The 26,424-nt window shown below is 69.8% G+C and carries 21 protein-coding genes; 13 read left to right on the forward strand and 8 right to left on the reverse strand.

The features are described 5' to 3' along the window. Positions 1-234: 234 nt before the first annotated feature. Both G5C66_RS14950 and G5C66_RS14955 read right to left on the reverse strand, forming a co-directional pair. On the reverse strand, positions 235-2,559 hold the full coding sequence (locus G5C66_RS14950; protein ID WP_241248553.1) for an MMPL family transporter: 2,325 nt from the start codon (positions 2,557-2,559) through the stop codon (positions 235-237). 92 nt (positions 2,560-2,651) lie between these two features. Next, positions 2,652-3,692, reverse strand: a complete 1,041-nt coding sequence (locus G5C66_RS14955) for an LLM class F420-dependent oxidoreductase (protein WP_165111767.1) — start codon at positions 3,690-3,692, stop codon at positions 2,652-2,654. Positions 3,693-3,715: 23 nt separating this feature from the next. On the opposite strand from G5C66_RS14955, the gene fgd reads away from it, so the two are divergent. The 6 genes from fgd (at position 3,716) to G5C66_RS14985 (ending at position 9,066) form a co-directional block, all read left to right on the forward strand. Then, the gene (gene fgd / locus G5C66_RS14960; protein WP_165111768.1) at positions 3,716-4,720 is read left to right on the forward strand and encodes a glucose-6-phosphate dehydrogenase (coenzyme-F420); all 1,005 of its coding nucleotides are present in this window, start codon (positions 3,716-3,718) and stop codon (positions 4,718-4,720) included. Between the two features lie 140 nt (positions 4,721-4,860). Next, on the forward strand, positions 4,861-5,826 hold the full coding sequence (locus G5C66_RS14965; protein WP_165111909.1) for an RNA polymerase subunit sigma-70: 966 nt from the start codon (positions 4,861-4,863) through the stop codon (positions 5,824-5,826). A gap of 96 nt (positions 5,827-5,922) precedes the next feature. Then, the gene (locus G5C66_RS14970; protein WP_165111769.1) at positions 5,923-6,705 is read left to right on the forward strand and encodes an SDR family oxidoreductase; all 783 of its coding nucleotides are present in this window, start codon (positions 5,923-5,925) and stop codon (positions 6,703-6,705) included. A gap of 19 nt (positions 6,706-6,724) precedes the next feature. Beyond that, the gene (locus tag G5C66_RS14975) at positions 6,725-7,450 is read left to right on the forward strand and encodes an acyltransferase (protein ID WP_241248554.1); all 726 of its coding nucleotides are present in this window, start codon (positions 6,725-6,727) and stop codon (positions 7,448-7,450) included. Between the two features lie 88 nt (positions 7,451-7,538). After that, on the forward strand, positions 7,539-8,417 hold the full coding sequence (locus G5C66_RS14980) for a glycerophosphodiester phosphodiesterase family protein (protein WP_165111771.1): 879 nt from the start codon (positions 7,539-7,541) through the stop codon (positions 8,415-8,417). A 28-nt stretch (positions 8,418-8,445) separates the two neighbouring features. Next, the gene (locus tag G5C66_RS14985; protein ID WP_165111772.1) at positions 8,446-9,066 is read left to right on the forward strand and encodes a TetR/AcrR family transcriptional regulator; all 621 of its coding nucleotides are present in this window, start codon (positions 8,446-8,448) and stop codon (positions 9,064-9,066) included. A 219-nt stretch (positions 9,067-9,285) separates the two neighbouring features. Here the strand turns inward: G5C66_RS14985 and G5C66_RS14990 are convergent, their stop codons facing one another. The 3 genes from G5C66_RS14990 to G5C66_RS15000 all read right to left on the reverse strand — a co-directional run bounded on the left by G5C66_RS14990 (position 9,286) and on the right by G5C66_RS15000 (position 12,446). Continuing rightward, positions 9,286-10,548 carry an HNH endonuclease signature motif containing protein gene (locus tag G5C66_RS14990; protein ID WP_165111773.1) on the reverse strand — a complete coding sequence of 421 codons (1,263 nt, stop codon included), beginning with the start codon at positions 10,546-10,548 and terminating at the stop codon, positions 9,286-9,288. Between the two features lie 321 nt (positions 10,549-10,869). Beyond that, positions 10,870-11,115 (reverse strand): hypothetical protein, encoded by a 246-nt coding sequence (locus G5C66_RS14995; protein ID WP_165111774.1) that lies wholly within the window; start codon positions 11,113-11,115, stop codon positions 10,870-10,872. After that, entirely contained in the window at positions 11,112-12,446 is a 1,335-nt protein-coding gene (locus G5C66_RS15000; protein ID WP_165111775.1) for a PspC domain-containing protein, read from the reverse strand. Before G5C66_RS15000 ends, G5C66_RS14995 begins: the two co-directional genes overlap by 4 nt. 124 nt (positions 12,447-12,570) lie before the next feature. Here G5C66_RS15000 and G5C66_RS15005 point away from each other — a divergent pair, with 124 nt between their 5' ends. Further along, on the forward strand, positions 12,571-13,881 hold the full coding sequence (locus G5C66_RS15005) for an ATP-binding protein (protein ID WP_165111776.1): 1,311 nt from the start codon (positions 12,571-12,573) through the stop codon (positions 13,879-13,881). Continuing rightward, positions 13,878-14,525 carry a LuxR C-terminal-related transcriptional regulator gene (locus tag G5C66_RS15010; RefSeq protein WP_165111777.1) on the forward strand — a complete coding sequence of 216 codons (648 nt, stop codon included), beginning with the start codon at positions 13,878-13,880 and terminating at the stop codon, positions 14,523-14,525. Before G5C66_RS15005 ends, G5C66_RS15010 begins: the two co-directional genes overlap by 4 nt. Before the next feature lie 2 nt (positions 14,526-14,527). Here the strand turns inward: G5C66_RS15010 and G5C66_RS15015 are convergent, their stop codons facing one another. Continuing rightward, positions 14,528-16,798: a SulP family inorganic anion transporter gene (locus tag G5C66_RS15015; RefSeq protein ID WP_165111778.1), complete on the reverse strand. Its 2,271-nt coding sequence runs from the start codon at positions 16,796-16,798 to the stop codon at positions 14,528-14,530. Between the two features lie 171 nt (positions 16,799-16,969). Between G5C66_RS15015 and G5C66_RS15020 the strand changes: the two genes are divergently transcribed. Continuing rightward, positions 16,970-17,332: a hypothetical protein gene (locus tag G5C66_RS15020; protein WP_008364067.1), complete on the forward strand. Its 363-nt coding sequence runs from the start codon at positions 16,970-16,972 to the stop codon at positions 17,330-17,332. Between the two features lie 60 nt (positions 17,333-17,392). Next, positions 17,393-19,852, forward strand: a complete 2,460-nt coding sequence (gene pcrA, locus G5C66_RS15025; protein ID WP_165111779.1) for a DNA helicase PcrA — start codon at positions 17,393-17,395, stop codon at positions 19,850-19,852. A gap of 51 nt (positions 19,853-19,903) precedes the next feature. Here the strand turns inward: pcrA and G5C66_RS25585 are convergent, their stop codons facing one another. Then, complete coding sequence (locus G5C66_RS25585) at positions 19,904-21,967, reverse strand: M23 family metallopeptidase (protein WP_206444149.1); 2,064 nt, start codon at positions 21,965-21,967, stop codon at positions 19,904-19,906. A 514-nt stretch (positions 21,968-22,481) separates the two neighbouring features. Between G5C66_RS25585 and sucC the strand changes: the two genes are divergently transcribed. Then, positions 22,482-23,645 (forward strand): ADP-forming succinate--CoA ligase subunit beta, encoded by a 1,164-nt coding sequence (gene sucC / locus G5C66_RS15035; RefSeq protein WP_165111780.1) that lies wholly within the window; start codon positions 22,482-22,484, stop codon positions 23,643-23,645. Between the two features lie 17 nt (positions 23,646-23,662). Further along, on the forward strand, positions 23,663-24,559 hold the full coding sequence (sucD, locus tag G5C66_RS15040) for a succinate--CoA ligase subunit alpha (RefSeq protein ID WP_165111781.1): 897 nt from the start codon (positions 23,663-23,665) through the stop codon (positions 24,557-24,559). A 283-nt stretch (positions 24,560-24,842) separates the two neighbouring features. On the opposite strand, the gene G5C66_RS15045 is transcribed toward sucD, so the two are convergent. Next, positions 24,843-25,679 carry a helix-turn-helix domain-containing protein gene (locus G5C66_RS15045; RefSeq protein WP_165111782.1) on the reverse strand — a complete coding sequence of 279 codons (837 nt, stop codon included), beginning with the start codon at positions 25,677-25,679 and terminating at the stop codon, positions 24,843-24,845. 102 nt (positions 25,680-25,781) lie between these two features. Between G5C66_RS15045 and G5C66_RS15050 the strand changes: the two genes are divergently transcribed. Continuing rightward, entirely contained in the window at positions 25,782-26,378 is a 597-nt protein-coding gene (locus G5C66_RS15050) for an NADPH-dependent FMN reductase (RefSeq protein ID WP_165111783.1), read from the forward strand. The last annotated feature ends 46 nt before the right edge of the window (positions 26,379-26,424 follow it).

Here is a 26,424-nt window from a genome sequence, read left to right on the forward strand (position 1 = left end):
GAGGAGGCGGGGTGGGCCGCGCCGGGGAGATCCGGGTCGCGTCCGGGTCGACCGGGTTCGCAGGCTCAGGCGTCGGAGGAGGGGTGGGACGCGGCGTACCGGGTCTCGTCTTGTCCTGGTCTTCTGGCCCCATGTCGCACGCCCCGCATGTCAGTGAAGTGGAGCGACCGGGCCGAGCGACCCGAGTCGTAGGGCACATCGTAAAGACACTTTGCAGAATTCGCAGCCGAGCGGTCAGTACCGGCGCGGATCTCGGGGCCGAGGGTCGCGCATCGGCGCGGGTCGTGCCGGTCTCGGACCACCCGCGCCCGCCCGCGAACGAATGTTCGTTCGCGGGCCCGCAGGTGAATGAACGTTCGTTCGCACGTCTACCCGTGAATGAACGTTCGTTCGCGGGTCTGCCGGTGAACGAAGATTCGTTCGCCCGCGGGCGAGCCTGCTCGGCCACCAGATGACGTCGCCGAGGTCGAGGTTGATGGCGGTGACCAGGATCGAGCGGACGACCAGGGTGTCGAGGAGCACGCCGAGGGCGATCGCCAGCCCTATCTCGATGAAGCTGACGTGCGGCAGCGTGGTGAGCACCGCGAATGTCGCGGCCAGGACGATGCCGGCGCTGGTGATGACCCCGCCGGTCGCCGAGAGTGCGACCAGGGAGGCACGCCGGGTGTCACCGTGAGCAACGACCTCTTCGCGCACCCGGTGCATCAAAAAGATGTTGTAGTCGATGCCCAGCGCGACCAGGAACACGAAGACGAACAGCGGGAACTCGCGACCCTGACCGGCGAAGCCCATCGCGTCGAAGATGATCGCCGAGAGTCCGAGGGCGGCGCCGAAGCTGAGCACGACCGTGGCCATCAGCAGCAGCGGGGAGAGCACCGAGCGCAGCAGGATCATCAGGATGATCAGCACCAGGCCCAGCACCAGCGGCATCACGACCCTGGTGTCCCGGTCGGTCGCCGCGGCCATGTCGAGCTGGATCGCGGCGGTGCCGGTGGCCAGTGCATCGGCCCCCTCGACGGAGTGGACGACGCTGCGTACGTCCTCGACGGTGTCGAACGACGCCTTCGACATCGGGTCGGTCGACAGCGGAACCGCGGTCAGCGCGACCTCGTGGGTGCCGTCGGTGACCGGCGTGACCCCGTCGTAGCCTGCCTTCGTGAGCGCCTCGACGACGTCCTTCTCGGTGCCCTGGGCCGAGACGACCTGGATCGGGTTGGACGGGTCGCCGAGGTCGTGCTCCTCGAGCACCCGGTCGCCGATCAGCGAGGGAAAGTCCTTGGTGTAGGTCTCGGAGCTGTCCAGCGTGGTGATGTTGAGCATCGAGAGCCCGCCGCAGCAGGCCAGCAGGACCGCGGCGGTGCCGATCCAGACCGCCCGCGGCCGCTTCCGGATCCAGGCGCCGAGCCGCGTCCAGGCGCCGCCGTGCTTCTCGCCGGTGGTGCCGTACGCCGGCTTGACCGGCCAGAACACCCAGCGACCGGTGATCACCAGCAGCGCCGGGAGCAGGGTCAGCATCACGATCAGCCCGGCGACGATGCCGATCGCGCAGACCGGGCCGAGGCTGGCGGTCGACCCCATGGTGGCGACCATCAGGCCGAGCATGCCGACGGTGACGGTGCCGGCCGAGGCGATGATGGCGGGCGCCGAGCCGCGCAGCGCCGCGGCCATCGCACGGTGCCGGTCCTCGTGCCGGCCGAGCTCCTCGCGATATCGGGCGATGAGCAGCAGCGCGTAGTCGGTGCCGGCGCCGAAGACGAGCACGTCGAGGATGGCGCGGTTCATCTGGTTGAGGGTCAGCCCGGCGTACATCGCGCAGAGGTAGACGACGCCCATCGACACGACCAGCGCGACCAGCACCGAGATCAGCGGCAACGCCCACAGGATCGGGCTCCGGTAGGTGATCAGCAGGATCACGACGACCACGCCGGCGGCCGCGTAGAGCAGAGCGCCGCTGATCCCCGAGCCGGCCTCCATCTGGTCGGCGGTGGAGCCTCCGGCGCCGCCGATGTAGACGTCGACCCCCTCGATCTCGGTCAGATCGACCAGGTCGTCGCGCAGGTCGAGCAGCGCGGTGGGGTCCTCGTCGGCGTAGTTGACGACGAGCGAGACCGTGGCGACCTCGCCGTCGGCGGAGACCAGGCCGTGCTTCTGACCGTTTTTCTCGCCGGTCGGGTACGCGATCGCGGGCATGATCGGTGATCGATCCTGTCGAGATCCATTCTCTTTCGACTGGGGAGTCGCTTGGCTGGTGACTCCGTCGAGCGATGCGATCTCCGGGATCTGCAGCACGATCGCGGTGTAGTCGGCCTTCGTCAGACCACCCTCGCGGTGGTAGACGATCGTCGTGGTCAGGTCGTCGGGGTCCTGCACCTTGGCGAGCTCGTCGATCGCCTGGGTCGACTCGGCGTTCGCGGGCAGCCAGTCGGAGTTGTCGTGGGACTCGACGTCGCCGAGCTTGCCGGTCAGCGGCCCCATCAGCACCAGCATCACCAGCCAGAAGCCGAGCACGACCCACTTCGTGACGGGCCCGGTGATGGCGCTGACGATCCGCTCAGACATGCGTCCATGCAACCAATGCCCGCGGGGGCACGGTCACCGGGGGACGGCCGGGCCGGCTGTGGGTGTAAGCGAGTTCACAGCCGGCCGGAGGATCAGGCCAGCCACTCCTTGACCTGGGCGATGGACGCCAGGCCGTCGGTGCCGGCGGCGGGCGTCACCTGGAGGCTGGTCACGCCGGCCTCCTTGAACGCCGCGATCCGCTCCTTCACGAACGACTCCGGTCCGACCAGGTTGCCCGCCTCGAGCCAGGCCTCGGGCACCTCGGCCTCGGCGTCGCGCTTGTGGCCGTCGAGGTAGAGGTCCTGGATCTTCTTGGCCGCGTCGCCGAAGCCGTACTTCACGGCCATGTCGTTGTAGAAGTTCTTGCCGCGCGCCCCCATGCCGCCGACGTACAGCGCCAGCAGGCCGCGCATCGTGTCGCGGTGGCGCTTGGCCTCGTCGGGGTCGTCGGTGATCGCGAGCAGGCCGCCGGCGGAGATCTCGAGGGGCTTCAGGCTGGGGGAGCGCTTGGCCAGACCCTTGTCGATCGCCTCGCCCCACACGTCGCGGGCTTTGTCGGGCAGGAACTGGAACGGCAGCCAGCCGTCGGCGACCTCGGCGGTCATCGCGACGTTGTTGTCACCCAGCGCGGCCACCCAGATCGGGGTGTCGGCGCGCTCGGGCCGGTTGAGGAGCTTGAGCGGCTTGCCGAGGCCGGTGCCCTGGTCGGCCGGCAGCGGGATCTTGTAGAGCCCGTCGCTCTGCAGCCGCTCACCACGCAGCCCGGCGCGCAGCAGGCCGATGATCTCGCGGGTGCGAGCCAGCGGCTTGTCGTACGCCACCCCGTGGAAGCCCTCGATGACCTGTGGTCCGCTCGCGCCGAGGCCGAGGATCGCGCGCCCGCCGGAGACGTTGTCGAGGCCGGCCGCGGTCTGGAGCAGTGCTCCCGGCGTACGGCTGTAGATGTTGAGGATGCCCGCGCCGAGCTCCACTCTCTCGGTCTTCGCGGCCAGATAGCCGAGCAGCGAGACCGCGTCGAAGCCGTACGGCTCGGCGACCCAGAGCTGGTCGAGCCCGGCCTTCTCCAGGTCGACGACCTGGTCTGCGGTCTCGCGGGGGTTGCCGAAGTACGTCAAGGGCATCGCAAGCTTCATGAGGGGGAGGCTACCGTGGGCGCGTGACGGAGATCAGGTTCGGATACAAGGCGTCCAACGAGCAGTTCGCACCGACGGAGCTGCTGAACTACGGCGTGATGGCGGAGGAGCAGGGTTTCGACTCGGTCTTCATCTCCGACCATCTCCAGCCCTGGCGGCACGACGGCGGGCACGCGCCGTTCGCGATGACCTGGCTGGGTGCGCTCGGCGCGCGCACGGAGCGGATCGTGATGGGCACCTCGGTGCTCACCCCGACGTTCCGCTACCACCCGGCGATCGTGGCGCAGTCCTTCGCGACCCTCGGCTCGCTCTTCCCCGACCGTGTCGTGCTCGGCATGGGCACCGGCGAGGCGATGAACGAGGCGCCGTTGGGTGTGGAGTGGCCCGAGGGCAAGGTGCGCTTCGCCCGCTTCCGCGAGGCGGTGCGGGTGATCAAGAAGCTCTGGTCCGAGGACCGGGTCACCTTCGAGGGCGACTACTACCAGCTCGACCGGGCGACCATCTACGACAAGCCCTCCTCGCCGGTGCCGATCTACCTGGCGGGTTCGGGTCCGGCCGCGACCAAGTACGCCGGCCGCGCCGGTGACGGCTACATCACCACCTCCGGGAAGGGCGCGGAGCTCTACACCGACACCCTGCTCCCGGCGGTACGCACCGGCATCGAGCTCTCTGGCCGCAAGCCGGAGGACGTCGACATGATGATCGAGGTCAAGGTCTCCTTCGACCACGACCTGGAGCAGGCGATGGAGGCGACCCGGTTCTGGGGAGCCCTCGGACTCAGCCCCGAGCAGAAGCACTCCGTCGAGGACCCGGTCGAGATGCAGCGTCTCGCGGACGCGCTGCCGACCGAGGCCACCGCCAAGCGGTTCATCGTGTCGACCGACCCCGACGAGCACGTCGCCCGGATCAAGGAATACCTCGACATGGGTTTCACCCACCTGGTCTTCCACGCCCCGGGGCCGGACCAGGCGAAGTTCCTCAAGCTCTACGGTGAGGAGATCCTCCCCAAGCTCCGGGCTCTCGTCTGAGCCCCTGAGCCTGAGTCTGGGCAAGGCCAGGGCCCCGGCCCGGGAATCAGAGGCCGGGGCCCTGGGAGGACCGCCCCACATACGTCATACGCCATGCGAATGAGTGGCGTTGCACCTGTTTGAGATCGGTTGTGAGCGTGATGGTCGACCCGTTCGTGGACGCCGCCGAGAAGCACCGGCGGGAGCTGAGGGTGCACTGCTACCGGATGGTGGCGAGCTTCGACGAGGCCGAGGACCTGGTGCAGGACACCCTGGTCAAGGCGTGGGAGCGTCGCGACCAGCTGACCGACCCCGAGGCGATGCGGGCGTGGCTCTACCGGATCGCGACCAACACCTGTCTCGACTTCCTGCGCCGCAACGAGCGGCGCCCGAGGACATACGCCCCGCTGCCGGGGTTCGACCACGGCACCGGTGAGCCGCCGGAGCTGCTGGAGTGGCTCCAGCCGTTCCCGGACTCCCTGCTCGAGCCCGAGCGCCCCGAGGAGGAGGCGGTCGCGCGGGAGACGATCGAGCTGGTCTTCCTGACCGCGATCCAGCACCTGACCCCGCAGCAGCGGGCGGTGTTCGTCTTCCGTGAGGTGCTCGGCTGGTCGGCGGCCGACACCGCGGCCGCCCTCGACGTCTCCGTCGCCACGGTCAACTCGCTGCTCCAGCGGGCCAAGCCGGCGCTGCGCCGCCACCTGCCCGAGGACCGGTCGACCTGGCGCACCGAGGGGCCGACCGAGGAGGAGCGCAAGGTCATCGACGCCTACATCGCGGCGGGGGAGAGCAACTGGCGCGAGGGGATCGCCGACCTGCTGACCAGCGATGCCGTGCTGACGATGCCACCGAACCCGTTCTGGTTCTCCACCCGCCAGGCGCTCATGGACTTCGTGCTGCCCAACCTCGACCCGTCCTCGCCGACCTACCTCGGCGAATGGCGGTTCATCCCGGCGAGCGCCAACCGGATGCCGGCGGTCGCGGGCTACGTACGCCGCCCGGGGACGACGATCTACCGACCGCAGGTGCTCGACGTGCTCCGGGTCGCCGACGGAAAGCTCGCCCAGATCACCACGTTCGAGCCGCATCTCTTCCCGGCCTTCGGGCTCCCTCAGGCACTCACCTGAAAAAAGTTTCGGCTCACCCGATGAGTGGATGAGGCGGCGTACGTCCTAGGGGCAGATCACGCACACCGGGTGCGTGAGGACAGCTCAGGAGACATCGTGAACGCACAGCTTCAGGACCGCACCGCCATCGTCTGGGGCGGCGCGGGCGACATCGGCTCGACCACCGCGAAGGCCTTCGCCGAGGCGGGTGCCACGGTCTACCTCGCCGGCCGCACCGAGGCGACCCTCGCAGCCAAGGCCGAGGAGGTCGGCGCCGCCGGCTACGGGGTGGTCGACATCCTCGACGAGGAGGCCGTCGTCGCCTTCGTGGACCGGGTCGTCGCCGAGACCGGCTCGCTCGACATCTCGTTCAACGTCGCCGACCGTGGCGACATCCAGGGGCAGGCGCTGCTGGAGATCTCGGCCGCCGACTACACCCAGCCGGTCGTACGCGGCATCACCGGCTCCTTCCACACCGCTCGCGCCGCGGCCCGGCAGATGGTGGCCCAGGGACATGGGGTCGTGCTCGCGCTCGACTCCGGCTCCGCGCGCGGCTCGGCGCCGGGCATGGGCGGCACCAGCGCTGCCGACGGTGCCCTCGACGCCCTGGTCCGGGATCTGGCCGCGGAGGTCGGGCCCTCCGGCGTACGCGTCGTGGGGATCTGGACGGCCGGGATCACCGAGACCTTCACCACCGAGAAGTTCGAGCGGGTTCTCGGCACGCGGCTCCCGGACGAGGCGCTCGACGGGATCAAGGCGAACCTCGACGGGATGCGGATGACCAAGCAGTCACCGCGGCTGAAGGAGGTCGCCGACACCGCGACCTTCCTCGCCTCCGACGGCGCCGGTGCGATCACCGGCACCTGGCTCAACGTGAGCAGTGGCATGTATCCGAGCTGAGCGGGTTATGGTTCCCGGCATGTCTTGGACCAGGGGTGAGCCGCTCACCGACGTACATCGGGAGCGGCTCATCGCCGCCGGGTTGGAGCCGGAGGTGCTCGTCGGGCTGGAGCTGCGCGAGATCACCGGCCCGTTGCCGGAGTGGTGGCACGAGGGCGGCAACGCGCTCTATCTGCGCGACGGGTTCCGGCTCGACGAGCGGCTGATCGACCTGCTCGGGTTCTACCCGTTCTCGGACGCGCTGATCGTGGTCGCGACCGACATCACCTCGATGCAGGCGCTACTGGTCGGAGGTGACCGCCCGACGATCTTCATCGGCCCGGACACCAGCATGGTCTGGGGCGAGATCTACTGCGGCGGCGACTCCTCCGTGATCCTCTCCGGCGGCCTGGTCGCCACCTCGCGCGCGCAGATCGACGCCCGCAACGGCGGCTCGATCGTCACCGCTCCCGACCAGCTCTGGGCCGCGAACGTCTACGTCGCCACCGACGACATGCATCGGCTGGAAGACGGCGAGACGGGGCAGCGGATCAATCCGTACGGCGCCCACATCCGCCTCGGCGAGCACGTCTGGCTCGGCCGCGACGCCATCGTCACCGGCCACGTCGAGATCGGCGACGGCGCCGTCGTCGGCATGCGGAGCATGGTCCGCAACCAGAAGGTGGAGCCACGTACGGCCGTGGCCGGCGTGCCGGCGCGGCTGATCCGGGAGAACGTCGTCTGGTCCGGGGAGGACACCCCGTAGGGTGCCGTACTGAACGGCCCGCCGCTCGTAACGTCCCATTCACGTTGCGCCCGCCGCGGCGTCGCTGCCGGGCCGCACGCTTGACGCCATGGCATCGGCCTCCCGCCCCCTTGTGATCGGCCATCGCGGAGCGCCCGGCTACCTGCCGGAGCACTCCTTGGAGTCCTACCGTCTGGCCCTGCGCCAAGGCGTCGACGCGCTCGAGACCGACGTGGTGATGACCCGCGACGGGGTGATGGTGCTCCGGCACGAGAACGAGCTCACCCGCACCACGGACGTGGCCTCACGCCCGGAGTTCGCGGAGCGGCGTACGACCAAGGTCGTCAGCGGCAAGAAGTGGACGGGCTGGTTCACCGAAGACTTCACCTTCTCCGAGCTGCTCACCCTCGGCGCACCGACGAACAGCCAGCCGATCATCACCCTCGACACGCTGCTCCTGCTCGTCGCCGACGAGTCGAAGCGCCGCGGGCGGCGGGTCGGGCTGCACGTCGAGGTCAAGCACCCGACGTACTTCGCCTCCATCGGCCTCCCCGTCACCGAGACCCTCCTGCAGACCCTCGCCGACCACGGCGTCGACGCCTGGAACACCCTCCCCGGCCTGCCGACGCAGCGGCTGTGGCTGCAGAGCTTCGACGAGGCGTGGGTACGCGAGATGAGCACCCGCACCGACATCCCGCTGGTGCAGCTGGTCGACAAGAAGTGGGGTGTCGTCGACTGCAGGGAGATCGCGACGTACGCCCAGGCCATCGGCCCCAAGAAGTCGATGGTCCGCAAGAAGGGGCAGCCGCCGACCGGCCTGGCCGACGAGGCCCACCGGCACGGCCTGAAGGTCTTCGTCTGGACCCTGAAAGCAGGCCGCGACCAGGCAAATCGGCTGTTCGAGGCGGGGGTCGACGGGGTGTTCGCCGACTACCCGAACCGGCCGATCGCCGCTTTGGCCGACATCACAGCGTCGCAGACCGCATAGGCCACCTTCACGTCGTAACCTTCAGGGCATGCCGCCCCTGAACGCCGACCGCGCGGTCCTGATCGCCGCGCGCGAAGTGCTGCTGCGCGACCCCCGCGCGACGATGGCCGCGGTCGCCGAGGAGGCCGGTATGGGTGTGGCGGGCCTCTACCGCCGCTACGCCAACAAGCAGGCGCTGCTGCGCGCCGTCGCCGCCGACAACTACCGCCGCTACATCGCCTTCGCCGAGGCGGCGCTGAGCGACACCGACGACCCCTGGCACGCGTTCACGGGCTTCCTGAGCCAGGTGCTCGACGACGGCCTCCCGCGCCTCACCCTCGCCCTGCGCGGCGAGGTCGACCTCGACCAGGGCCTGCTCGACCTGGACAAGCTCGCCGTCGACACCACCAACCGCCTCCTGCGCGGCGCCCGCGGCAGCGGCATTCTCCGCCCCGACGTCACCCGCGCCGACATCGTCGTCATCCTCGAGCAGATCGGCCGGATCGACGTAGGAGATGACGTACGCAGCGCCTCCCTGCGTCGTCGCTACCTGTCCCTCGTCTGCGACGGGCTTCGGGCCGAGGCTGCGAGCCGGAGGCTTCCTGGGCCGCCGCCGCACGAGGCTGAGCTCATCGGGCGTTGGTCCGGGGAGATTTCCAGCGTTTCTTAGGCCGTTGGGTCAGTCGTCCGCGGTGGCTGGTGGCCGCCGACCCGTTACGGAGAAATCCTGGCTGGCTATCGGGTCGGCGGCGGCAGTTTGGCGCAGCGAGATTCGGCTTCGGTACGGGCTTGGGGACCCGGACAGCGCTCCGGACAGAGACGTGTCTCCTCGGGCTTTTACTAGACGATGGCCCCTTGTGAAGGATTCACAAGGGGCCAATCAGTGCCCTCAGGTACGCCGAGTGAACCGGATCCGCCCGTCCGGGAGCCGCTCATATCCGTAGTTGGGGTCATGGATCCGGCGATGATCACGCCAGCACAACAGCACCATGTTTTCGAGGTCGGTTCTTCCGCCTTCGGACCACGGTTTCAAGTGATGCGCCTCGGTCCAGGCCGCTGGTGCATCGCACTCCTCGGCCTGGCAACACTTGTCACGTAACCGGAGTGCTCGGTGTTGGATCGGATGCGCCAACCGCGCGGTCCTGCCGAAGTCGAGGATCTCGGAGTCGGTGCCGAGGACGACCGGGACGAGGTCGGCGTTGCAGGCCATCCGGCGGGCTTCGGCGGCGGTGATCTGGTCGCCGTCGAACCCGAGGGCGGCGGTGCCGAGGTCGGCACGCAGCTGATCGAGGGTCATGGTGATGAACACCGTGGTGCCATGACCACCATGCCGCGGAAGCTGGTCGACGTCGTAGGTCTCGACCACCCGGGCGAACGCCTGCCCCAGGAGCCGCTCATACGGTGCCTTGACGCCCTTGTCCTCGGCCGAGAGCTTCCGTGGCTGGGCCAGCGAGTCCAGGATCGTCCGCAACCGGGCCCCGACGGCACGGGAGACCCGGGCGTGGATGTCGATGGTCCCGTCGCCGTTGTCCCGCGATTGGAAGAAGGTGCGTCGCTGCGCTCGCTCCTCCTCCCGCTGAAGAGCCTTGGCTTCGGCCTGTTCGAACCGTCCGGGGTCGATCTCGGCGAGGATCCGTCGTCCGACGATCATGAGCTCGTTGGCGGTCAGTCTGGTGGCATAGTCGACCAGCAGCTTCTCCGCGAGGACCAGGTCGTCGCTGCTGGCGGCAGGGTCGGCCTCGATCGCATCCAGGGCCTTGGTGATCACTCGTGCCTTGTCCTGCGAGACCACACCCTCGGCCATGCCGGCAGCGACGAGGTCGTACTTCGCGACCCCGGCAGCCAGCTTGACCTGCGACCGCGCGACCGTCTTGTCGACCAACAGCTCAGCACGCATCCACCCGGACGCGTCCTTCGCCCCGGTCTCCTCAGCGATATCACCCGCCGACGCGAGCACTCGAAGCTTCAACGCGGCCTGTTGGGCCTGGAGCTTCTCGAGCCGCTCGAGGAGGTCCTTCTTCTGCCCGGTCCGCCAATACGCCGGATCGCTGGCCAGCAGGTCCTGGACGGCGGATTCGATAGCTCCCAGGGCAGCGTCGATCGAGTCGCTGGGGTTGGTTCCCCAGTGGTCGATCCCGCTCCCGAGACTCATCGCTTTCCCGCCTTCAAGGGTGGTGCTGTGATGGTCCCTATTCTACTCCGGAACCACCCCTGCGAGAACCTATTTTCCCAGGTCAACCCCCATTTTCGCGGTCAGCGAACCAACCTCTTCTGCTGCGCCACACCCGGGCCGCCGCCCCGATAGCCAGCCAAGTTTTTTCTCGATCTGGTCCGGAGTCCAGGACCGCCGAAGGCGGCCGGCGAAGCCGGCGCCCGAAGGGCGTCCTTGACGCCGGTCCAGATCGAGAACACCCTCGTGAACGGGTCGGCGGCCCACATCAACCACGAAGAGGCAGCCCCCGACCGATGATCGTCAGTTCTTCCGAAGCAACGCCGCAACAAGCCCAATGGACCCGCCCACGATCCACGGGAGCGGCAGGAGCCAGCGGAGGTCCTCGATGCTGCGTACGACGACGGTGCCGGTCTCGACCAGGGCCCAGACACCGACGAAGACCAGGAAGACGAGGCCCATGACGAGGTGGCCGATGTTGACCGGATGCCGTCCGGTCGGCTTCTCGGGCCGGTCTTCGAACCGTGGTGGGGCGGCGTCGTAGCTCATCGGGTGCCTCCGGTCGACTCGAGGAAGCGAGCGGCTCTGGGATCGCTCTCGGCGTAGATGTTGATCGCACCGGCGTCTGCGGTCGTGGTCAGCAGCAGGTCTGCGTCCTCGTCGAGGCCGTTCTCGCTGCCTTTCTTGCCCGCGACGTGAGTGCGCTCCATGGTGAATCCGCCGAAGTCGCCGCGGGTCTCGTCGAAGACCTGCGCCTCGCCCATGGCCCCGATCTTGGCCTCCACGGCGACGGTGGCGTCGTCGGGGACGATCACGGTGATCTCACCGAGCTCGCTGACGATCTCGAGCTCCCGGCCGTCGAGCGTGGCTGGGTCGATGGCGCTCAGGTCCACGACGATCTCGCCGACGTCGACCACGTAGTTGCTCTCCAGAGCGGCGACCGTGCGTGGGTGGATCTCGACGCTCCTGCCGGCATCGAAGTTCGAGAAGTCGATCATGGTGATCGGCAGTGCGACCAGCGCCAGCAACCCCAGGAAGATCAGCCCGCCGGCCCGGCCCCAGAAGGCGCCGAGCACGAGGAAGGCGCCGAACACGGCCAGCAGCGCAGCCGGGTAGGCGCTGGTCGGCACCGGCATCCAGTCGGCGACGTCGACGAGCCCCAGGACCCCCACCACCAGCGCTGCGACCGCGATCGCGCGGCCGAAGAGCAGCGGCGGGCGCCGCGGGCCAGCAGGCCGGATCGGCGCGCTCGGGTCGTAGGAGCCGGGCGCCCACGGCGCCGGAAGATGGCGCGTCGGCACCGGGGCAGCGTCGATGCGCGCGGTCGCCGTCGGCGCGTCCGACGCAGCGGTCTCGGCAGACCCCGCAGACGCGGCCGGGGGCGGCGGATGTGGCCCGCCCCGCTTGCGGCCCAGCTTGTCGCGGTTGGCGTACCAGAGCGCGACGACGGCGAGCACGGCGAGCCAGAACCACGGCACGCTGGTGTCGCCGAACGCGTCCCCGAGCAGCGAGATCGCTGCGATGCCGCCGGCGATCCAGAGCAGCAGGTTGCGGGCGGGCGGCCCGACCGGGACCATCCCGTCCTCGGCACTCTCCTCGGGCACGAGCAGCCAGGCCGCGACGTACACGATCCCGCCTGCGCCGCCGAAGAACACCGACACCACCAGGACCACCCGCACCAGGAGCGGGTCGATGTCGAAGTGGCGTGCGATCCCACCCGCGACACCCGCGACGTGCCGGCCCTCCGGCGAGGCATGGGTCGTACGCCGCAGCCCACTGAGGTTGCGCAGCTGCTCGCCACTGGGGCGGGTGCGCGGCTCGGAGACAGGCGACGGCGGCTCCGGGTTGGGAGGCAGTGGCGCCTCGGGCGGGATCGTCACACCCCTACTCTGGCCCCTCCGCACCCCACAGACCATCAGGGACGGCCCTGAGTTCTCGGCGAGCCAGGATCAGGGTGAATCCTCATGGCACGCGCCCGTGGTTGGTGTGACGATGGTTGTCATCATGACGACAACCCATGCGACGGCCGAGCTGCCGGCACCGCCCCCGGAGCCGGTGGTACGCCGCGCCTACCGCGACACCGACGCGTCGGTGATCGGCGGCGTGGCCGCCGGCCTGGCCGAGCACCTGAACCTGCCGGTGCTGGCCGTGCGCGCGTTCTTCGTGGTCACCGCGGTGTTCAGTGGCTTCGGCGTGGTCCTCTACGCCGCGCTGTGGATCTTCATTCCGGCCGCGCCCCACATCGAGCAGTCCACCCCGGGCGGCGAGAGCGCGACCCGCGGCGGCCGCCGCCCGTCCTCGCGCCCCGGAGGCGTCGACAAGGGCCCGGCGATCGCGCTGCTCGCGCTCGGCTTCGGTGCGGTCGTCCTGTTCGACGCGGTCCTCGGCGCCGGTGCGCTGATCTGGCCCGCGATGCTCGGTGTCGCCGGCGTCGCGTTGCTGTGGCGTCAGGCCGACGCCGCCCAGCGCGAGCGCTGGGTCGACGGCACCGGCCGTCTCGACCTGGTGCGGATGGTCTTCGGCAAGGGCGGCTGGCGGGCGTACGTCCGGGTCGGCGTCGGCGTCGGGCTCATGCTCTTCGCGGTGATCCTCGCCGGCGGCCAGCTCAACCTCGGCAACGCCACCGCGCTGGTCATCGCCGGGCTGATCGTGCTCGGCGCGGGCTTCCTGGTCGCCGGGCCGTGGGTGCGTCAGCTCGCCAGCGACCTCGGCAGCGAGCGCGAGGAGCGGATCCGGAGCCAGGAGCGCGCTGACATGGCCGCCCACCTGCACGACTCCGTCCTGCAGACCCTCGCCCTGATCCAGCGCAACTCGGGCGACCCCGCGATGGTGCAGAAGCTCGCCCGCGCCCAGGAGCGCGACCTGCGGGAGTGGCTCTTCTCGACCCCGGCCGAGGCCGACGAGACGTTCGCGGTCGCGCTCAAGGCGGCCGCCGCCGAGGTCGAGGACGCCCACGGCGTGACGGTCGACGTGGTGGTCGTCGGCGACGGGCCCTTCGACGAGACGGTGAGGCCGATCGTCGCTGCCGCCCGCGAGGCCGTCACCAACTCCGCCAAGCACGCCGGCACGGGACGGGTCGACGTCTACGCCGAGGCGACCGAGGAGGCCTTCGAGGTGTTCGTCCGCGACCGCGGCGCCGGCTTCGTCCTGGACGAGGTCTCCGCGGACCGGCACGGCGTACGCGACAGCATCATCGACCGGATGTCGCGCCACGGCGGCAGCGCTGTGGTGAGATCGTCTCCGGGAGAAGGCACCGAGGTGCGGCTGAAGCAGCCTCGCTCGAAGGAGGCCGGCTATGAAGGAGAACGGACATGAGTGAGGTCAAGGTCGTCATCGTCGACGACCACGCGATGTTCCGCACCGGCGTACGCGCCGAGCTGAACCGGTCGCCGGTGATCCGGATCGTCGGGGAGGCCGAGGATGTCGACTCCGCGGTCAAGGCGATCGCCGAGGGCAAGCCCGACGTGGTGCTCCTCGACGTGCACCTCCCCGGCGGAGGCGGTGTCGAGGTGATGCGCAAGGCGCCGGCCGTCGACGGCTCGCCGCGCTATCTCGCGCTCTCGGTCTCCGATGCCGCCGAGGACGTCATCGGCACCATCCGCGGCGGCGCCCGCGGCTACGTCACCAAGACCATCACCGGCTCCGAGCTGGTCGCCGCGATCCAGCGGGTGTCCGGGGGAGACGCGGTCTTCTCCCCGCGGCTGGCGGGCTTCGTGCTCGACGCCTTCGCCGGCACCATCGCGATCGCCGACATCGACGAGGACCTCGACCGTCTGACCGAGCGAGAGCGTGAGGTGATGCGCCTCATCGCCCGCGGCTACTCCTACAAGGAGGTCGCCGGGGAGCTCTTCATCTCGATCAAGACGGTCGAGACCCACATGTCCAACGTGCTGCGCAAGCTGCAGCTGTCGAGCCGTCACGAGCTCACCCGCTGGGCCAACGACCGCCGCCTGCTCTGACCTCAGGCGGGCTCGGGTGGCCGGGCCTCCATCAGGTGGGCGAGCTCGTCGGTCTCCGCGTCGGTCAGCGTCGTGAACCCGTCGGCGCGCAGGATCTGCAGCGTGCCGTCGGAGATGTCCAGGAACAGACCCACGAGACGTACGTCCCGGCCTGCCAGGACCTCACCGAGACGGTCGATCATCACCGCGACGTTGACCTGGGAGACCTGGTCGACCTCGCTCCGCCCGGCCGCGGCAGCGGCGAGCCCGACCGGATGCCCGGCCTGCCACTCCTGGATCGCCGGCGCCGCGTGCCGCAGCCAGTCGCCGACCGGCCCCGGGGGCACCTCGCCGGCCCGGGTGCTCTCCAGCGCCGAGGTGATCGCGCCGCAGCGCGAGTGGCCGCAGACGACGACGGTGTTGATGCCGAGGTCGTCGACGCCGAACAGCATCGGCGCCGCCACCGAGCTGTCTGTGCTGCCGGGCTCGGGGACGAGATTGCCCATCGTGCGCACCGTCAGCAGGTCGCCGGGGCCGCTGGAGGTGATCAGGTTGGGCACGACCCGCGAGTCGACGCAGGTCAGGAACACCGCGTGCGGCTCCTGCCCGTCGGCGAGGCCCTCGTAGACCGGCCGCAGCGGTGCCGCGTGCCGGCGGTGGTACTCACGGACGCCGAGGGCGAGCGGGTGATGGCGGTCGGTGCGGTCGCCGCGTACGTCCTGCCAGGCGCCCCACGGCAGCAGCGCCCGCGGGCTGATCGGCGGTGCCTTCAGCGCTCGCTCCTGACGCGGCGCCTCGGAGCCGTGCGGCCCGGAGTGCTCCACGACCACCGTGCCGCCGGCGGCCTCGTAGCGGGCGCGCCAGTGGTCGAGCTGGTCGCGCCCGGCCGGGTCGAGGTAGTCGACGAGGAGGTCGAGCTCGACGAGCTGGCCCTCCGGGATCGCGTCGAGCCGGCTGACCAGCGTCGGCGTCGCCAGGAACGACAGGCTGCCGTGCACCTCGACAAGCCACTTCTCCCGGCCGTCGGCGGCCCGGCCGGCGGAGCGTACGTCGATCCGCACGTGGACCAGCCGCCACAGCACCAGGACCAGAGCGGCGACCAGGCCGATCATGACGCCCTCGATGAGGTTGAGCGCGAGCACACCGGTGATGGTCAGCGCGTAGATCCAGAGCTCACCGCGGGCGTGCGCCTGGGAGATGTCGGCGGGCCTGACCAGGCCGGTGCCCATCATGATCAGCAGGCCGGCCAGGGCCGCGAGTGGGATCTGCTCGACGAGCCCGACCAGGACGAGGGCGAAGAGGAGCACCCAGACGCCGTGCAGGATCGCGGACGCACGGGTACGGGCCCCGGCGGCGACGTTGGTCGAGCTGCGCACGATGACACCGGTGACCGGGAGCCCGCCCAGGGCGCCGGAGGCGGTGTTGGCCAGCCCCTGGCCGACGAGCTCGCGGTTGAGGTTGCTGCGCGGGCCGCCGTGCAGCTTGTCGACGGCGACCGCCGAGAGCAGGCTCTCGACGCTCGCGACGAGGGCGACGGTCAGCACCGCGCCGGCCACGGCGAGGGGCGTGCCCTCCGGCAGCGCGACCGAGCCGATCTCGTCGAGGAGGTCACCGCCGAGCTCGACCCGCTCCGCGCCGGGCAGCCAGGCGGCCGCGAGGAGGGTGAGCGCGACGACGGCGACCAGCTGACCCGGCACCGCCCGGACCCGCTGCGGGAGCCGCGGCCAGACCAGCAGGATGCCGATCACCCCGAGCCCGGCCAGGATGGCGTGGATGTTGGGCTCCTGCGCGTTGCCGATGATGTGCTTGACGTTCTCGAAAGCGCTGGACTGCGACCGGCCGCCGAGGGCGACGTTGAGCTGTCCGAGCACGATCGAGATGCCGATCGCGGCGAGCATCGCGCTGACGACGGTGGGCGAGATCGCCAGCGCGTAGCGTCCCAGCCGGGTGGCACCGAGCACGACCTGGAGCAGCCCGGCCATCACGGTGATCGCGCAGGTGGCCTCCCATCCGAACTCGGCGACCGTCTCGGCCACGACGACGGTCATGCCGGCGGCCGGGCCGCTGACCTGCAGGGGTGAGCCGCCGAACAGGCCGGCGACAATGCCGCCCGCTGCGGCGGCGATCAGGCCCGCAGCGACAGGAGCACCGGAGGCGACGGCGATGCCGAGCGAGAGCGGCACCGCGACGAGGAAGACAACCAGCGAGGCGGGTACGTCGAAACGGATGGTCTGGCGGAGCTGGTCGAGCGGTCTGGACCTGCCGGTGGGCGGGGTCGGGTGAGGTGATGACACGTCAGAATCCTCCTTGCGGAGCCGAGAGCGATGGTGGCGGTCACGGTGAGCGTAGGCAGACGTCGCCGAATTACCCAAGGTGAATGTGACTGAAATCGCGAGATCGTTCGAATACGGGCGGAAACCGGTGCCACTTGGTGCGTGTCGAGACGGTGGCTCTACGCTGAGCGCATGGAGATCGTGCGGCACATTCTGCTCGTCATTCACCTGCTCGGCTTCGCCGCTCTCTTCGGCGGCCTGCTCGTGCAGATCAAGGCCCCGGACAAGGTGGCCAACGGACTCATGCGGGACGGCTCCGGCACCGCGTTCCTCGCCGGTCTGCTGCTCGTCGGCGTCCTCGAGATGGGCGACGGTCCGGTCGACCACGCCAAGGTCGGCGTGAAGCTCGTGATCGGCCTGGTCGTCCTCGGCCTGGTGATGTCCCAGCTCCGCAAGCCCAAGATCTCCAACGGCCTCTACTGGACGATCTTCGCGCTGACGGTCATCAACGTCTGCGTGGCGGTCTTCTGGTCCTCCGTGCACGTCGCTTCCTGACCCTTTCGAGGGCCCGCCGACCCGCGACTTGTCGGTGGCGCACTCTAGGCTGGAGACAGCATGAGTACGCCTGACCAGACCCCTGTCGCCACCATCCCGGGCCTCGAGGCCTTCGCCTCGGCGCAGCCGGCCGACGAGCCGCGTACGCAACGGCGTGGGCCGAGCGCCGAGGAGCTCCTCGGCGGCCTCAACGAGCCCCAGAAGGCTGCGGTTCAGCACCAGGGCGCGCCGCTGCTGGTCGTCGCCGGTGCGGGGTCGGGCAAGACCCGGGTGCTGACCCGGCGGATCGCGTGGCTGATCTCCCAGCGCGGTGCCCACCCCGGCAGCATCCTGGCGATCACCTTCACCAACAAGGCCGCCGCCGAGATGAAGGAGCGCGTCGAGGCGCTGGTCGGCAAGCGTGCCCGGATCATGTGGGTCTCCACGTTCCACAGCGCCTGCGTGCGGATCCTCCGCAAGGAAGTCGACAAGGTCGGGCTGAAGTCCAACTTCTCGATCTACGACGCCCAGGACCAGAAGCGGCTGATGCAGCTGGTGCTCAGCGACCTCGACCTGGACCCGCGCCACTACCAGCCGGGCCAGGTGCTCAACTGGGTCAGCGACCAGAAGAACGAGCTGCGCGACGTCGAGGCGGCCGAGAAGGACGCCCGCAACCACCTCGAGCAGACCTACGCCGCGGCCTACAAGGAGTACCAGAAGCGGCTGCGCCAGGCGAACGCCCTCGACTTCGACGACCTGATCATGTCGACGGTCGAGCTGTTCCGGGCCTACCCGGAGGTGCGGGAGGTCTACCGGCGCCGGTTCCGTCACGTCCTGGTCGACGAATACCAGGACACCAACCACGCCCAGTACGCCCTGGTCCACGAGCTCTGCGCCGACCAGATGGACGACACCGCGCTGACCGACTCCTACGCCGACGACACCCCGCGCGCCGAGCCGGCCGAGCTGATGGTGGTCGGCGACGCCGACCAGTCGATCTACGCCTTCCGCGGCGCCAACATCCGCAACATCCTCGACTTCGAGCAGGACTTCCCCGACGCGACCACGATCCTGCTGGAGCAGAACTACCGCTCCACGCAGACGATCCTCACCGCCGCCAACGCGGTCATCAAGCACAACAAGGGTCGCAAGGAGAAGGCTCTGTGGAGCGACGCCGGCAACGGTGAACGCATCGTCGGCTACGTCGCCGACGACGAGCGCGACGAGGCCCGGTTCGTCTCCGACGAGATCGACAAGCTCGTCGACGGCGGGCTCAAGGCCGCCGACATCGCCGTCTTCTACCGCACCAACGCCCAGTCGCGCGTCTTCGAGGAGGTGTTCATCCGCACCGGCCAGCCCTACAAGGTCGTCGGGGGGGTGCGCTTCTACGAGCGCAAGGAGGTGCGCGACGCCCTGGCCTATCTCCGCACCCTGGCCAACCCCGACGACCAGGTCTCGCTGCGACGCATCCTCAACACCCCCAAGCGTGGCATCGGTGACCGTGCGGTGGCCTGCGTCAACGCGCTCGCCGAGCGCGACGGGCTGACCTTCTGGGAGGCGCTGCAGAAGGCCGAGGACGCCCCCGGCATGGCCACCCGCAGCCTGACCAACATCAAGGCCTTCGTCGCGATGGTCGAGGAGCTGCTGCAGATGGTCGACGCCGGCGAGCGCGCCGACGTCATCCTGGAGACCGTGCTCGACCGGTCGGGCTACCTCGCCGCGCTCGAGGAGTCCGACGACCCGCAGGACGAGACCCGCGTGGAGAACCTCGCCGAGCTCGTCGCGGTGGCCCGCGAGTTCTCCGACGACCCCGTCGCCGCCCCGAGCGCCGACCCGGCCGACGTCGACGCCGGCACGGTCGAGCCCGGCCTCGCCGACTTCCTGGAGCGGGTCGCGCTGGTTGCCGACACCGACCAGATCCCCGACGACGAGGACGGCGTGGTCACCCTGATGACGCTCCACACCGCCAAGGGCCTGGAGTTCCCCGCGGTCTTCCTCACCGGCATGGAGGACGGCGTCTTCCCGCACTCCCGGGCCCTCGGCGACGGCACCGAGCTCGAGGAGGAGCGCCGGCTCGCCTACGTCGGCATCACCCGCGCCGAGAAGCGGCTCTTCATCTCGCGCGCCGTCGTCCGGTCCGCCTGGGGCGCTCCCTCTCACAACCCTGGCAGCCGTTTCCTCGACGAGCTCCCGGTCGACCTGGTCGACTGGCGGCGTACGGAGAAGGAGATGTCGTCGTGGGACCGGCCCAGCTTCGCCGGCGACAGCTGGGGCGGTGGCCAGCGGCTCGGCCAGCCCACCGCCGCCGGGCGACGCAACTTCTCCTCGGCCGCGCTGCGCGCGGATGCCGCCTCGAAGTCGAAGCCGGCCCGTGCGGTCCCGTCGCTCGACCCGGGCGACCGCGTCACCCACGACTCCTTCGGTCTCGGCACCGTCGTCACCATCGAGGGCTCGGGCGACAAGCAGGTCGCGAGCATCGACTTCGGGGATACCGGGGTCAAGCGGTTGCTGCTTCGCTACGCCCCGGTCGAGAAGCTCTGAGAAACGACAAGAGCCGCCCGTGATCGGGCGGCTCTTGTCGTGATGTCTTGATCAGCTCGGGTCCACACCGTGCTCGTTGAGCGCGGCATCCGGGTCGACAGCGTCACCACCACCGGGGCGGACCTCGATGTGGAGGTGGTTGCCGGTGGAGTTACCGGTCGAGCCGACGTAGCCGATGACCTCGCCGGGGGAGACCGTCTGGCCGACGGAGACGCCGTAGTCGCTCTGGTGGCAGTACCAGATCTCGGTGCCGTCGTCGAGGGTGATGATCGTCCGGTTCCCGTACGCCCCGCCCCAGGCGGTCTCGGTGACCGTGCCGCGGGCGATGGCGTGGATCGGCGTGCCGTAGGGCGCTGCGAAGTCCAGACCGGTGTGGGTGCTGGACCAGTTGGCGCCCGAGGACCCGAAGGTGCCGGTGATGCGGTAGACGCCCGCGGGGATCGGGAGCTCCCACAGGTTGGACTTGAGGAACTTGTCCTGCTTGTCCGCCTGCACGTCGACGCCCTGGAGCGCCTTCTCCCGGTCGCTGGCCGCGGTGTCGGCGTCGGAGCGCTCGTCGTTACGGGTCACGGTCGCGGACCGGTCACCGACGACGACCATGTCGCTGTCGCCACCGAGCGCGGTGGCGCCGACGAGGCGTACGTCATCGGCGGCGACCATCGTCGGACCGCCGGTCATCGCGATGCCACCGATGGCGGCGGCGAGGGCGGCGGCACCAGCGGTCAGCGGGACCGTCGGGCGGCCACCGGCGGCCGCAGCAGCGGCGCGTCGGGTGCGGGGCCGGGTGGGACCACCGATGCCGACCATCGTGCCGGTGGTCTCGACCGCCGGCAGGTCGTTGATCTCGGGGCGGTGGGTGGCGATCTCGCTGATGCTGGGCAGGTCGATGCTGCCCGTCTCGGCGCGGAAGTAGGCCTCGGCCTGGTGGGCTTCGTGGTCGTAGGCGCTGGTGTAGTCGTCCCGGTAGAACGGCTCGGCGGCCTGCGGCGCCTCGTAGTAGGGCGGGTCGACGGTGTAGGTCTCGGCCGGAAGGTCGATCGCCATCGAGTCGAAGTCGATCTGCTGCGGCAGCGCCACCGGCGGGGCCGGGAACGAGGTGGTGTCGATCTTGAACGAGGTCGGCGGCGCGTCGTAGGCCTCCTGGAACCCGCGGGGCTCCATGACCTCGGGCTCGTAGACCGGCGCGGGCGGCGGGGTCACCGGGGTCACCGGAGGAGCCGGGATCTGCCGGGCCTGGCGTACGGCACGGACCTTGCCGGTCAGCGGCGCGAAGGTGTTGGCCATTCGCAGCGGCTTCGGGGTGTGGGTCGGCTCGGGTGCCTGGAAGGCCGGCTCCGGGGCAACCGGAGCGGCCGGCGCCGCAGGGGCGGGAGGCGCAACGGGAGCGACAGGGGCGACGGGCTCGGGACGGACCGGCGCCGCAGCCGCAGGAGCCGCCGGGACACCGCGGGGCGGCGTCTTGGTCGAGACATCGCTCGACGCGGCCTTCGTGGGCGTGGGCTTGGTCGGCTGCGTCAGGAACTTGGTGAGCTCGGAGGTCGTCATGCCCCCTATACCGAGGTCCTCGAGCACCTCGGGCGTCACCTTGTCCGGGTCGATGCCCATCGAGGAGAGCAGGTCGGCCAGGACCGGGTCGATCTGGGCCGCCCGGCGCTGCGTCGGCACGATCGGCCGGGGCGCGGGCTGGGCCGGGGGCGGCGTCGTCGGGAACGAGGCCGGGAAGGTGGGGCCGCCGTCGCCCTCGACGAGGGCGCGCAGCTCACCCGTCGAGATCCGGCCGTCGGTGGCCTCGTCGTCACGGGGGGACCCGACGACCGGCATCTTGCCGGTCTGCTCGAGAACCACCCGGTTGGGCCGGGCCTTGGCGACCGGCTCTTCAGGAGTCTCAGGGGCGGGGGACGGTGTCGCGGTCCCGACGGCGGGGGACGGCGCGGCGCGGCGTTTCCCGACGTAGGAGGTCGATCCGGTCGCTCGCGGGGCAGGCCGTGAAGCAGGGCTGTCGGTCGCCGGCGCTGCGCGCCGCTTCCCGACGTAGCTGCTGCTCGTGGTTGCTCCGGGGGAAGGGGTGACCGAACGCGGACTGTCACTTGTGACGTCGGCTCGGTGGTTGCCCATCAGTTCATATCTCCGCTGTTCGGGGTTCAGACGGCGAGCCACGACTGTAACGGACCGGAGGGCGCGGTCAAGAAATGTGGCACGCCCGTTTCGCTGATTTCACCAACGGCGACGGCCGAATCCGTCGCTGATCTGCGTATTTCCGTCAGATTCGAAACTCGATTGCGATGTCCTCGTGTCGCCCGAAACGCGTGTCTACGGCCCCTTTTGAGCCCCCATAAGGTATCGAAACCCGCCCGATCCCGGCCGACGGGTCACGCCGTACCGGGGCCAAACGGAGGTCGCCGCGTAGGGATACGGACTGTTACTCAACGTTGCAGATTTGTTGGTATATGTCCGGTGTGTCCCGCCTCTCCCCCCGCTAGTGGCGTACGTCACGTCGCGGCCCCTGGGCTCGTAACCGGGCCGTGACGGGGTCTAAGGTGCAGGACGGACACATCTGAAGACGAGGACGTCGACCGCTGATCCCTGCGGTACGTCGCCTCGTACCGCAATACACAGACCAGGTGGATCAGTGGATCTCATGGAGTACCAGGCGAAGAAGCTCTTCGCCAAGCACGGCGTCGCCGTGACCGAAGGTGTCGTCGTCGAGACGGCTGAGGAAGCCAGGAAGGCCGCCGAGGAGATCGGCTTCTGCGTCGTCAAGGCGCAGGTCAAGGCCGGCGGCCGAGGCAAGGCAGGCGGCGTCAAGCTGGCCAAGACCGCGGATGAGGCGTTCGAGCACGCGTCGAACATCCTCGGCATGGAGATCAAGGGCCTCAAGGTCAACCGGGTGCTGATCACCCCGGCGACCCCGCCGGTGGAGGAGTACTACTTCTCCTTCCTGCTGGACCGTTCGAACCGGCAGTACCTCTGCATCGCGTCCGTCGAGGGTGGTGTGGAGATCGAGGAGGTCGCCAAGACCAACCCCGACGCCGTGAAGAAGATCGGCATCGACCCCGGCAAGGGCGTCGACGAGGCCAAGGCGCGCGAGATCGCGACCGAGTGCGGCTTCCCGGAGCCCGTGTTCGAGCAGGCCGTCTCGATGATCCAGAGCCTCTACACGGTGTTCACCGAGGAGGACGCGACCCTCGTCGAGGTCAACCCGCTGGCTCGCCTCGAGGGCGACAAGCTGGAGGCCCTGGACGGCAAGGTGTCGCTCGACGACAACGCCTCCGAGGTGCGTCACGAGGACCACGAGCAGTTCGTCATCCGTGACGAAGAGGACCCGCTCGAGGCCAAGGCCAAGGACAAGGGCCTCAACTACGTGAAGCTCGACGGCCAGGTGGGCATCATCGGCAACGGCGCGGGTCTGGTCATGTCGACCCTCGACGTCGTCGCCTACGCCGGCGAGGCCCACGGCGGCGTGAAGCCCGCCAACTTCCTCGACATCGGTGGCGGCGCCAACGCGCAGGTCATGGCCGACGGTCTCGACGTCATCCTGAACGACGAGCAGGTCAAGTCCGTGTTCGTGAACGTCTTCGGTGGCATCACCGCCTGTGACGAGGTCGCCAAGGGCATCGTCGGCGCGCTGGACATCCTCGGCAACGAGGCGACCAAGCCGCTCGTCGTGCGCCTCGACGGCAACAACGTGGAGCTGGGCCGCCAGATCCTCAGCGAGGCCAACCACCCGCTGGTCACCATCGTCGACACCATGGACGGCGGCGCCGACAAGGCCGCCGAGCTGGCCAACGCCTGAGGTCAGGAGAGAGAAACATGAGCATCTACCTCAACAAGGACAGCAAGATCATCGTCCAGGGCATCACCGGCGGCATGGGTGCGAAGCACACCGCCCTGATGCTCGACTCGGGCGCCCAGATCGTCGGCGGTGTCAACGCCCGCAAGGCCGGCACCACGGTCACCCACAAGGACGCCAACGGCGCCGACGTGGAGCTCCCCGTGTTCGGCACGGTCGCGGAGGCGATGAAGGAGACCGGCGCGAACGTGTCGGTTCTCTTCGTGCCGCCGGCGTTCACCAAGGACGCCGCGATCGAGGCCATCGACGCCGAGATGCCGCTGATCGTCGTCATCACCGAGGGCGTCCCGGTCCAGGACACCGCCGAGGTGTGGTCCTACCTGCAGGGCAAGGCCACCCGGATGATCGGCCCGAACTGCCCCGGCATCATCACCCCGGGCGAGTCGCTGGCCGGCATCACCCCGCACACCATCACGGGCAAGGGCCCGGTCGGTCTCGTCTCCAAGTCGGGCACGCTGACCTACCAGATGATGTACGAGCTGAAGGACTTCGGCTTCTCCACCGCCATCGGCATCGGCGGTGACCCCATCATCGGCACCACCCACATCGACGCCCTCGAGGCGTTCGAGAAGGATGACGAGACCAAGCTCATCGTCATGATCGGTGAGATCGGTGGCGACGCCGAGGAGCGTGCCGCGGCCTACATCAAGGAGAACATCTCCAAGCCTGTCGTCGGCTACGTCGCCGGCTTCACCGCGCCGGAGGGTAAGACCATGGGTCACGCCGGCGCGATCGTGTCCGGCTCCGCCGGCACCGCGCAGGCCAAGAAGGAGGCCCTCGAGGCCGCCGGCGTGAAGGTCGGCAAGACCCCGTCGGAGACCGCTGCCCTCGCTCGCGAGATCCTGCAGTCCCTCTGACGTACGTCAGATCCTGACCGCCCCGCGACCGACATGGTCGCGGGGCGGTCGTGTTTTCGGGGATCGGTTCGAATGGGCGCCCGAGAGCGTCCGTGCGCGGACAAGCCGAAGCTGAAGGGACACAAGGTCGTCGAGGGCGGCACGTTCTTCAGCGTTTAGCAAGGAGCTCCACGTCACCGAGGAGGAGCTGCGGATCTACAACGGCCACCGGGCGCCCGACAAGCTGCCGGCCGGTTTCAAGCTCTACATCCCGCCGAGCTGATCGCTGGCGGAACCGCGCCGGTCAGACCGCGCGCAGAGCGCCCGACCGGCGGCGCCGCATCGCGTCGAGCGACTCGGCGGTGGCGTCGTCGGCCGGCATCAGCACCTGGATCTGCTGGTTGTCGGCCGCCGGCAGCTCGAGCTCCTCGACGTCGAAGCGCAGCTCGCCGGCATCGGGGTGGCGCCAGCGCCAGACGCCACCGTGGGGCGGGTCGTGGCGGCTCAGCCGGTCGGTGAACTCCGGCCCCGCCTGGTCCGACATCGCCTCGATCATCATCCGCGCGGCCGCGGGGTTGGGGCCACGGTAGAGGTTTGCCACCAGGTCGTCGGCCAACCGCGCCCAGTCGGGGAACGCCTCCCGGGCGCGCGGGTGGAGGAAGGCGTACGCGGTCAGGTTGGGTTCCGCGTGGTCCAGCATCCCGAGGGGGCGGGCGAGCATGTCGAACGTGGACGTGTGGGCGAGCAGGTCGCCGAGCCGGTTGGTGAGCACGGCGACCCCGGGCTCGAACTGCTCGACGAGGGCGCGTGCGCCGGGACGTACGTCGCGGCCGGAGGAGTAGGGGCCGACGCACTGCCCGCTGGAGGCCATCGCCAGGGTGCGCAGGTGCTCGTGGGCGGCGGCGTCGAGGCGGAGCGCGTCACCGATGGCCCGCAGGACCTGGGGTGAGGGGTGACGGTCGCGGCCCTGCTCGATCCGGACCAGGTATTCGACGCTGATCCCGGCCAGCGTGGCCAGCTCGGAGCGCCGCAGGCCGGGGGCCCGGCGACGTACGCCGACCGGGAGACCGACGCTCTCGGGCGTGGTCTGGTCCCGGCGGTCTCTGATGAACGAGCCGAGGGCTCCCGCGTTGGCAGGCATGGCGCCAAGCCTACGGCGCTGCCGGGCGTTCAGGGTGGCCCTGCCGGGGCCAGCTTCGGCTCGGTCTCCCGGCGCCTGTCGATCCGCGTGAGTCTGGATGACATGAACGAACCACTACGTATCGCAGTCATTCTCGCCAGCGTCCGCGAAGGTCGCGGCGGCCCGATCTTCGGCTCCTGGATGGCCGAGCAGGCCGAGGCGTACGGCGGTCTCGACGTCGACCTGATCGATCTGGCCGACCATGAGATCCCGTTGTCGCTGCCCGCCGAGTCACCCAAGATGGCCGGCGCCGACTATCCGCGGCCCGACGGCCAGAGCGCCCTGACCGCCGCGCTCGAGGCGGCCGACGGCTTCGTCATCGTCACGCCGGAGTACAACCACAGCTTCCCGGCGTCGTTGAAGTCCGCCCTGGACTGGCACTTCACCCAGTGGCAGGCCAAGCCGGTCGCGCTCGTCTCCTACGGCGGCGACGGCGGCGGCCGGCACGCGACCCTGCACCTGGAGAACGTCCTCACCGAGCTGCACGCCCACCCCCTCCAGGCCCGCCTCGCCTTCCCGCGCTACTGGGAGCGACTCGACGAGAACGGCCGGCCCAACGACCCCGACTCGCCGGTCTACGCCAAGGCGATGCTCGACCAGCTCGCCTGGTGGGCCGACGCCCTGCGGACCGCCCGCGCCGCTGCCTCCTACCCCGGCTGAGACGACAGCGCCCCGGCAGCCGGATGGCTGCCGGGGCGCTGGAACC

Source organism: Nocardioides turkmenicus (genome assembly GCF_011045035.1).
GTDB lineage: Bacteria > Actinomycetota > Actinomycetes > Propionibacteriales > Nocardioidaceae > Nocardioides > Nocardioides turkmenicus.

Coding starts and splice junctions, on each gene's coding strand:
- G5C66_RS14950 (WP_241248553.1), bottom strand. CDS start 2,559: ATGTCTGAGCGGATCGTCAGCGCCATCACCGGGCCCGTCACGAAGTGG.
- G5C66_RS14955 (WP_165111767.1), bottom strand. CDS start 3,692: ATGAAGCTTGCGATGCCCTTGACGTACTTCGGCAACCCCCGCGAGACC.
- G5C66_RS14965 (WP_165111909.1), top strand. CDS start 4,861: ATGGTCGACCCGTTCGTGGACGCCGCCGAGAAGCACCGGCGGGAGCTG.
- G5C66_RS14975 (WP_241248554.1), top strand. CDS start 6,725: ATGTCTTGGACCAGGGGTGAGCCGCTCACCGACGTACATCGGGAGCGG.
- G5C66_RS14980 (WP_165111771.1), top strand. CDS start 7,539: ATGGCATCGGCCTCCCGCCCCCTTGTGATCGGCCATCGCGGAGCGCCC.
- G5C66_RS14985 (WP_165111772.1), top strand. CDS start 8,446: ATGCCGCCCCTGAACGCCGACCGCGCGGTCCTGATCGCCGCGCGCGAA.
- G5C66_RS14990 (WP_165111773.1), bottom strand. CDS start 10,548: ATGAGTCTCGGGAGCGGGATCGACCACTGGGGAACCAACCCCAGCGAC.
- G5C66_RS14995 (WP_165111774.1), bottom strand. CDS start 11,115: ATGAGCTACGACGCCGCCCCACCACGGTTCGAAGACCGGCCCGAGAAG.
- G5C66_RS15005 (WP_165111776.1), top strand. CDS start 12,571: ATGACGACAACCCATGCGACGGCCGAGCTGCCGGCACCGCCCCCGGAG.
- G5C66_RS15010 (WP_165111777.1), top strand. CDS start 13,878: ATGAGTGAGGTCAAGGTCGTCATCGTCGACGACCACGCGATGTTCCGC.
- G5C66_RS15020 (WP_008364067.1), top strand. CDS start 16,970: ATGGAGATCGTGCGGCACATTCTGCTCGTCATTCACCTGCTCGGCTTC.
- pcrA (WP_165111779.1), top strand. CDS start 17,393: ATGAGTACGCCTGACCAGACCCCTGTCGCCACCATCCCGGGCCTCGAG.
- G5C66_RS25585 (WP_206444149.1), bottom strand. CDS start 21,967: ATGGGCAACCACCGAGCCGACGTCACAAGTGACAGTCCGCGTTCGGTC.
- sucD (WP_165111781.1), top strand. CDS start 23,663: ATGAGCATCTACCTCAACAAGGACAGCAAGATCATCGTCCAGGGCATC.
- G5C66_RS15045 (WP_165111782.1), bottom strand. CDS start 25,679: ATGCCTGCCAACGCGGGAGCCCTCGGCTCGTTCATCAGAGACCGCCGG.
- G5C66_RS15050 (WP_165111783.1), top strand. CDS start 25,782: ATGAACGAACCACTACGTATCGCAGTCATTCTCGCCAGCGTCCGCGAA.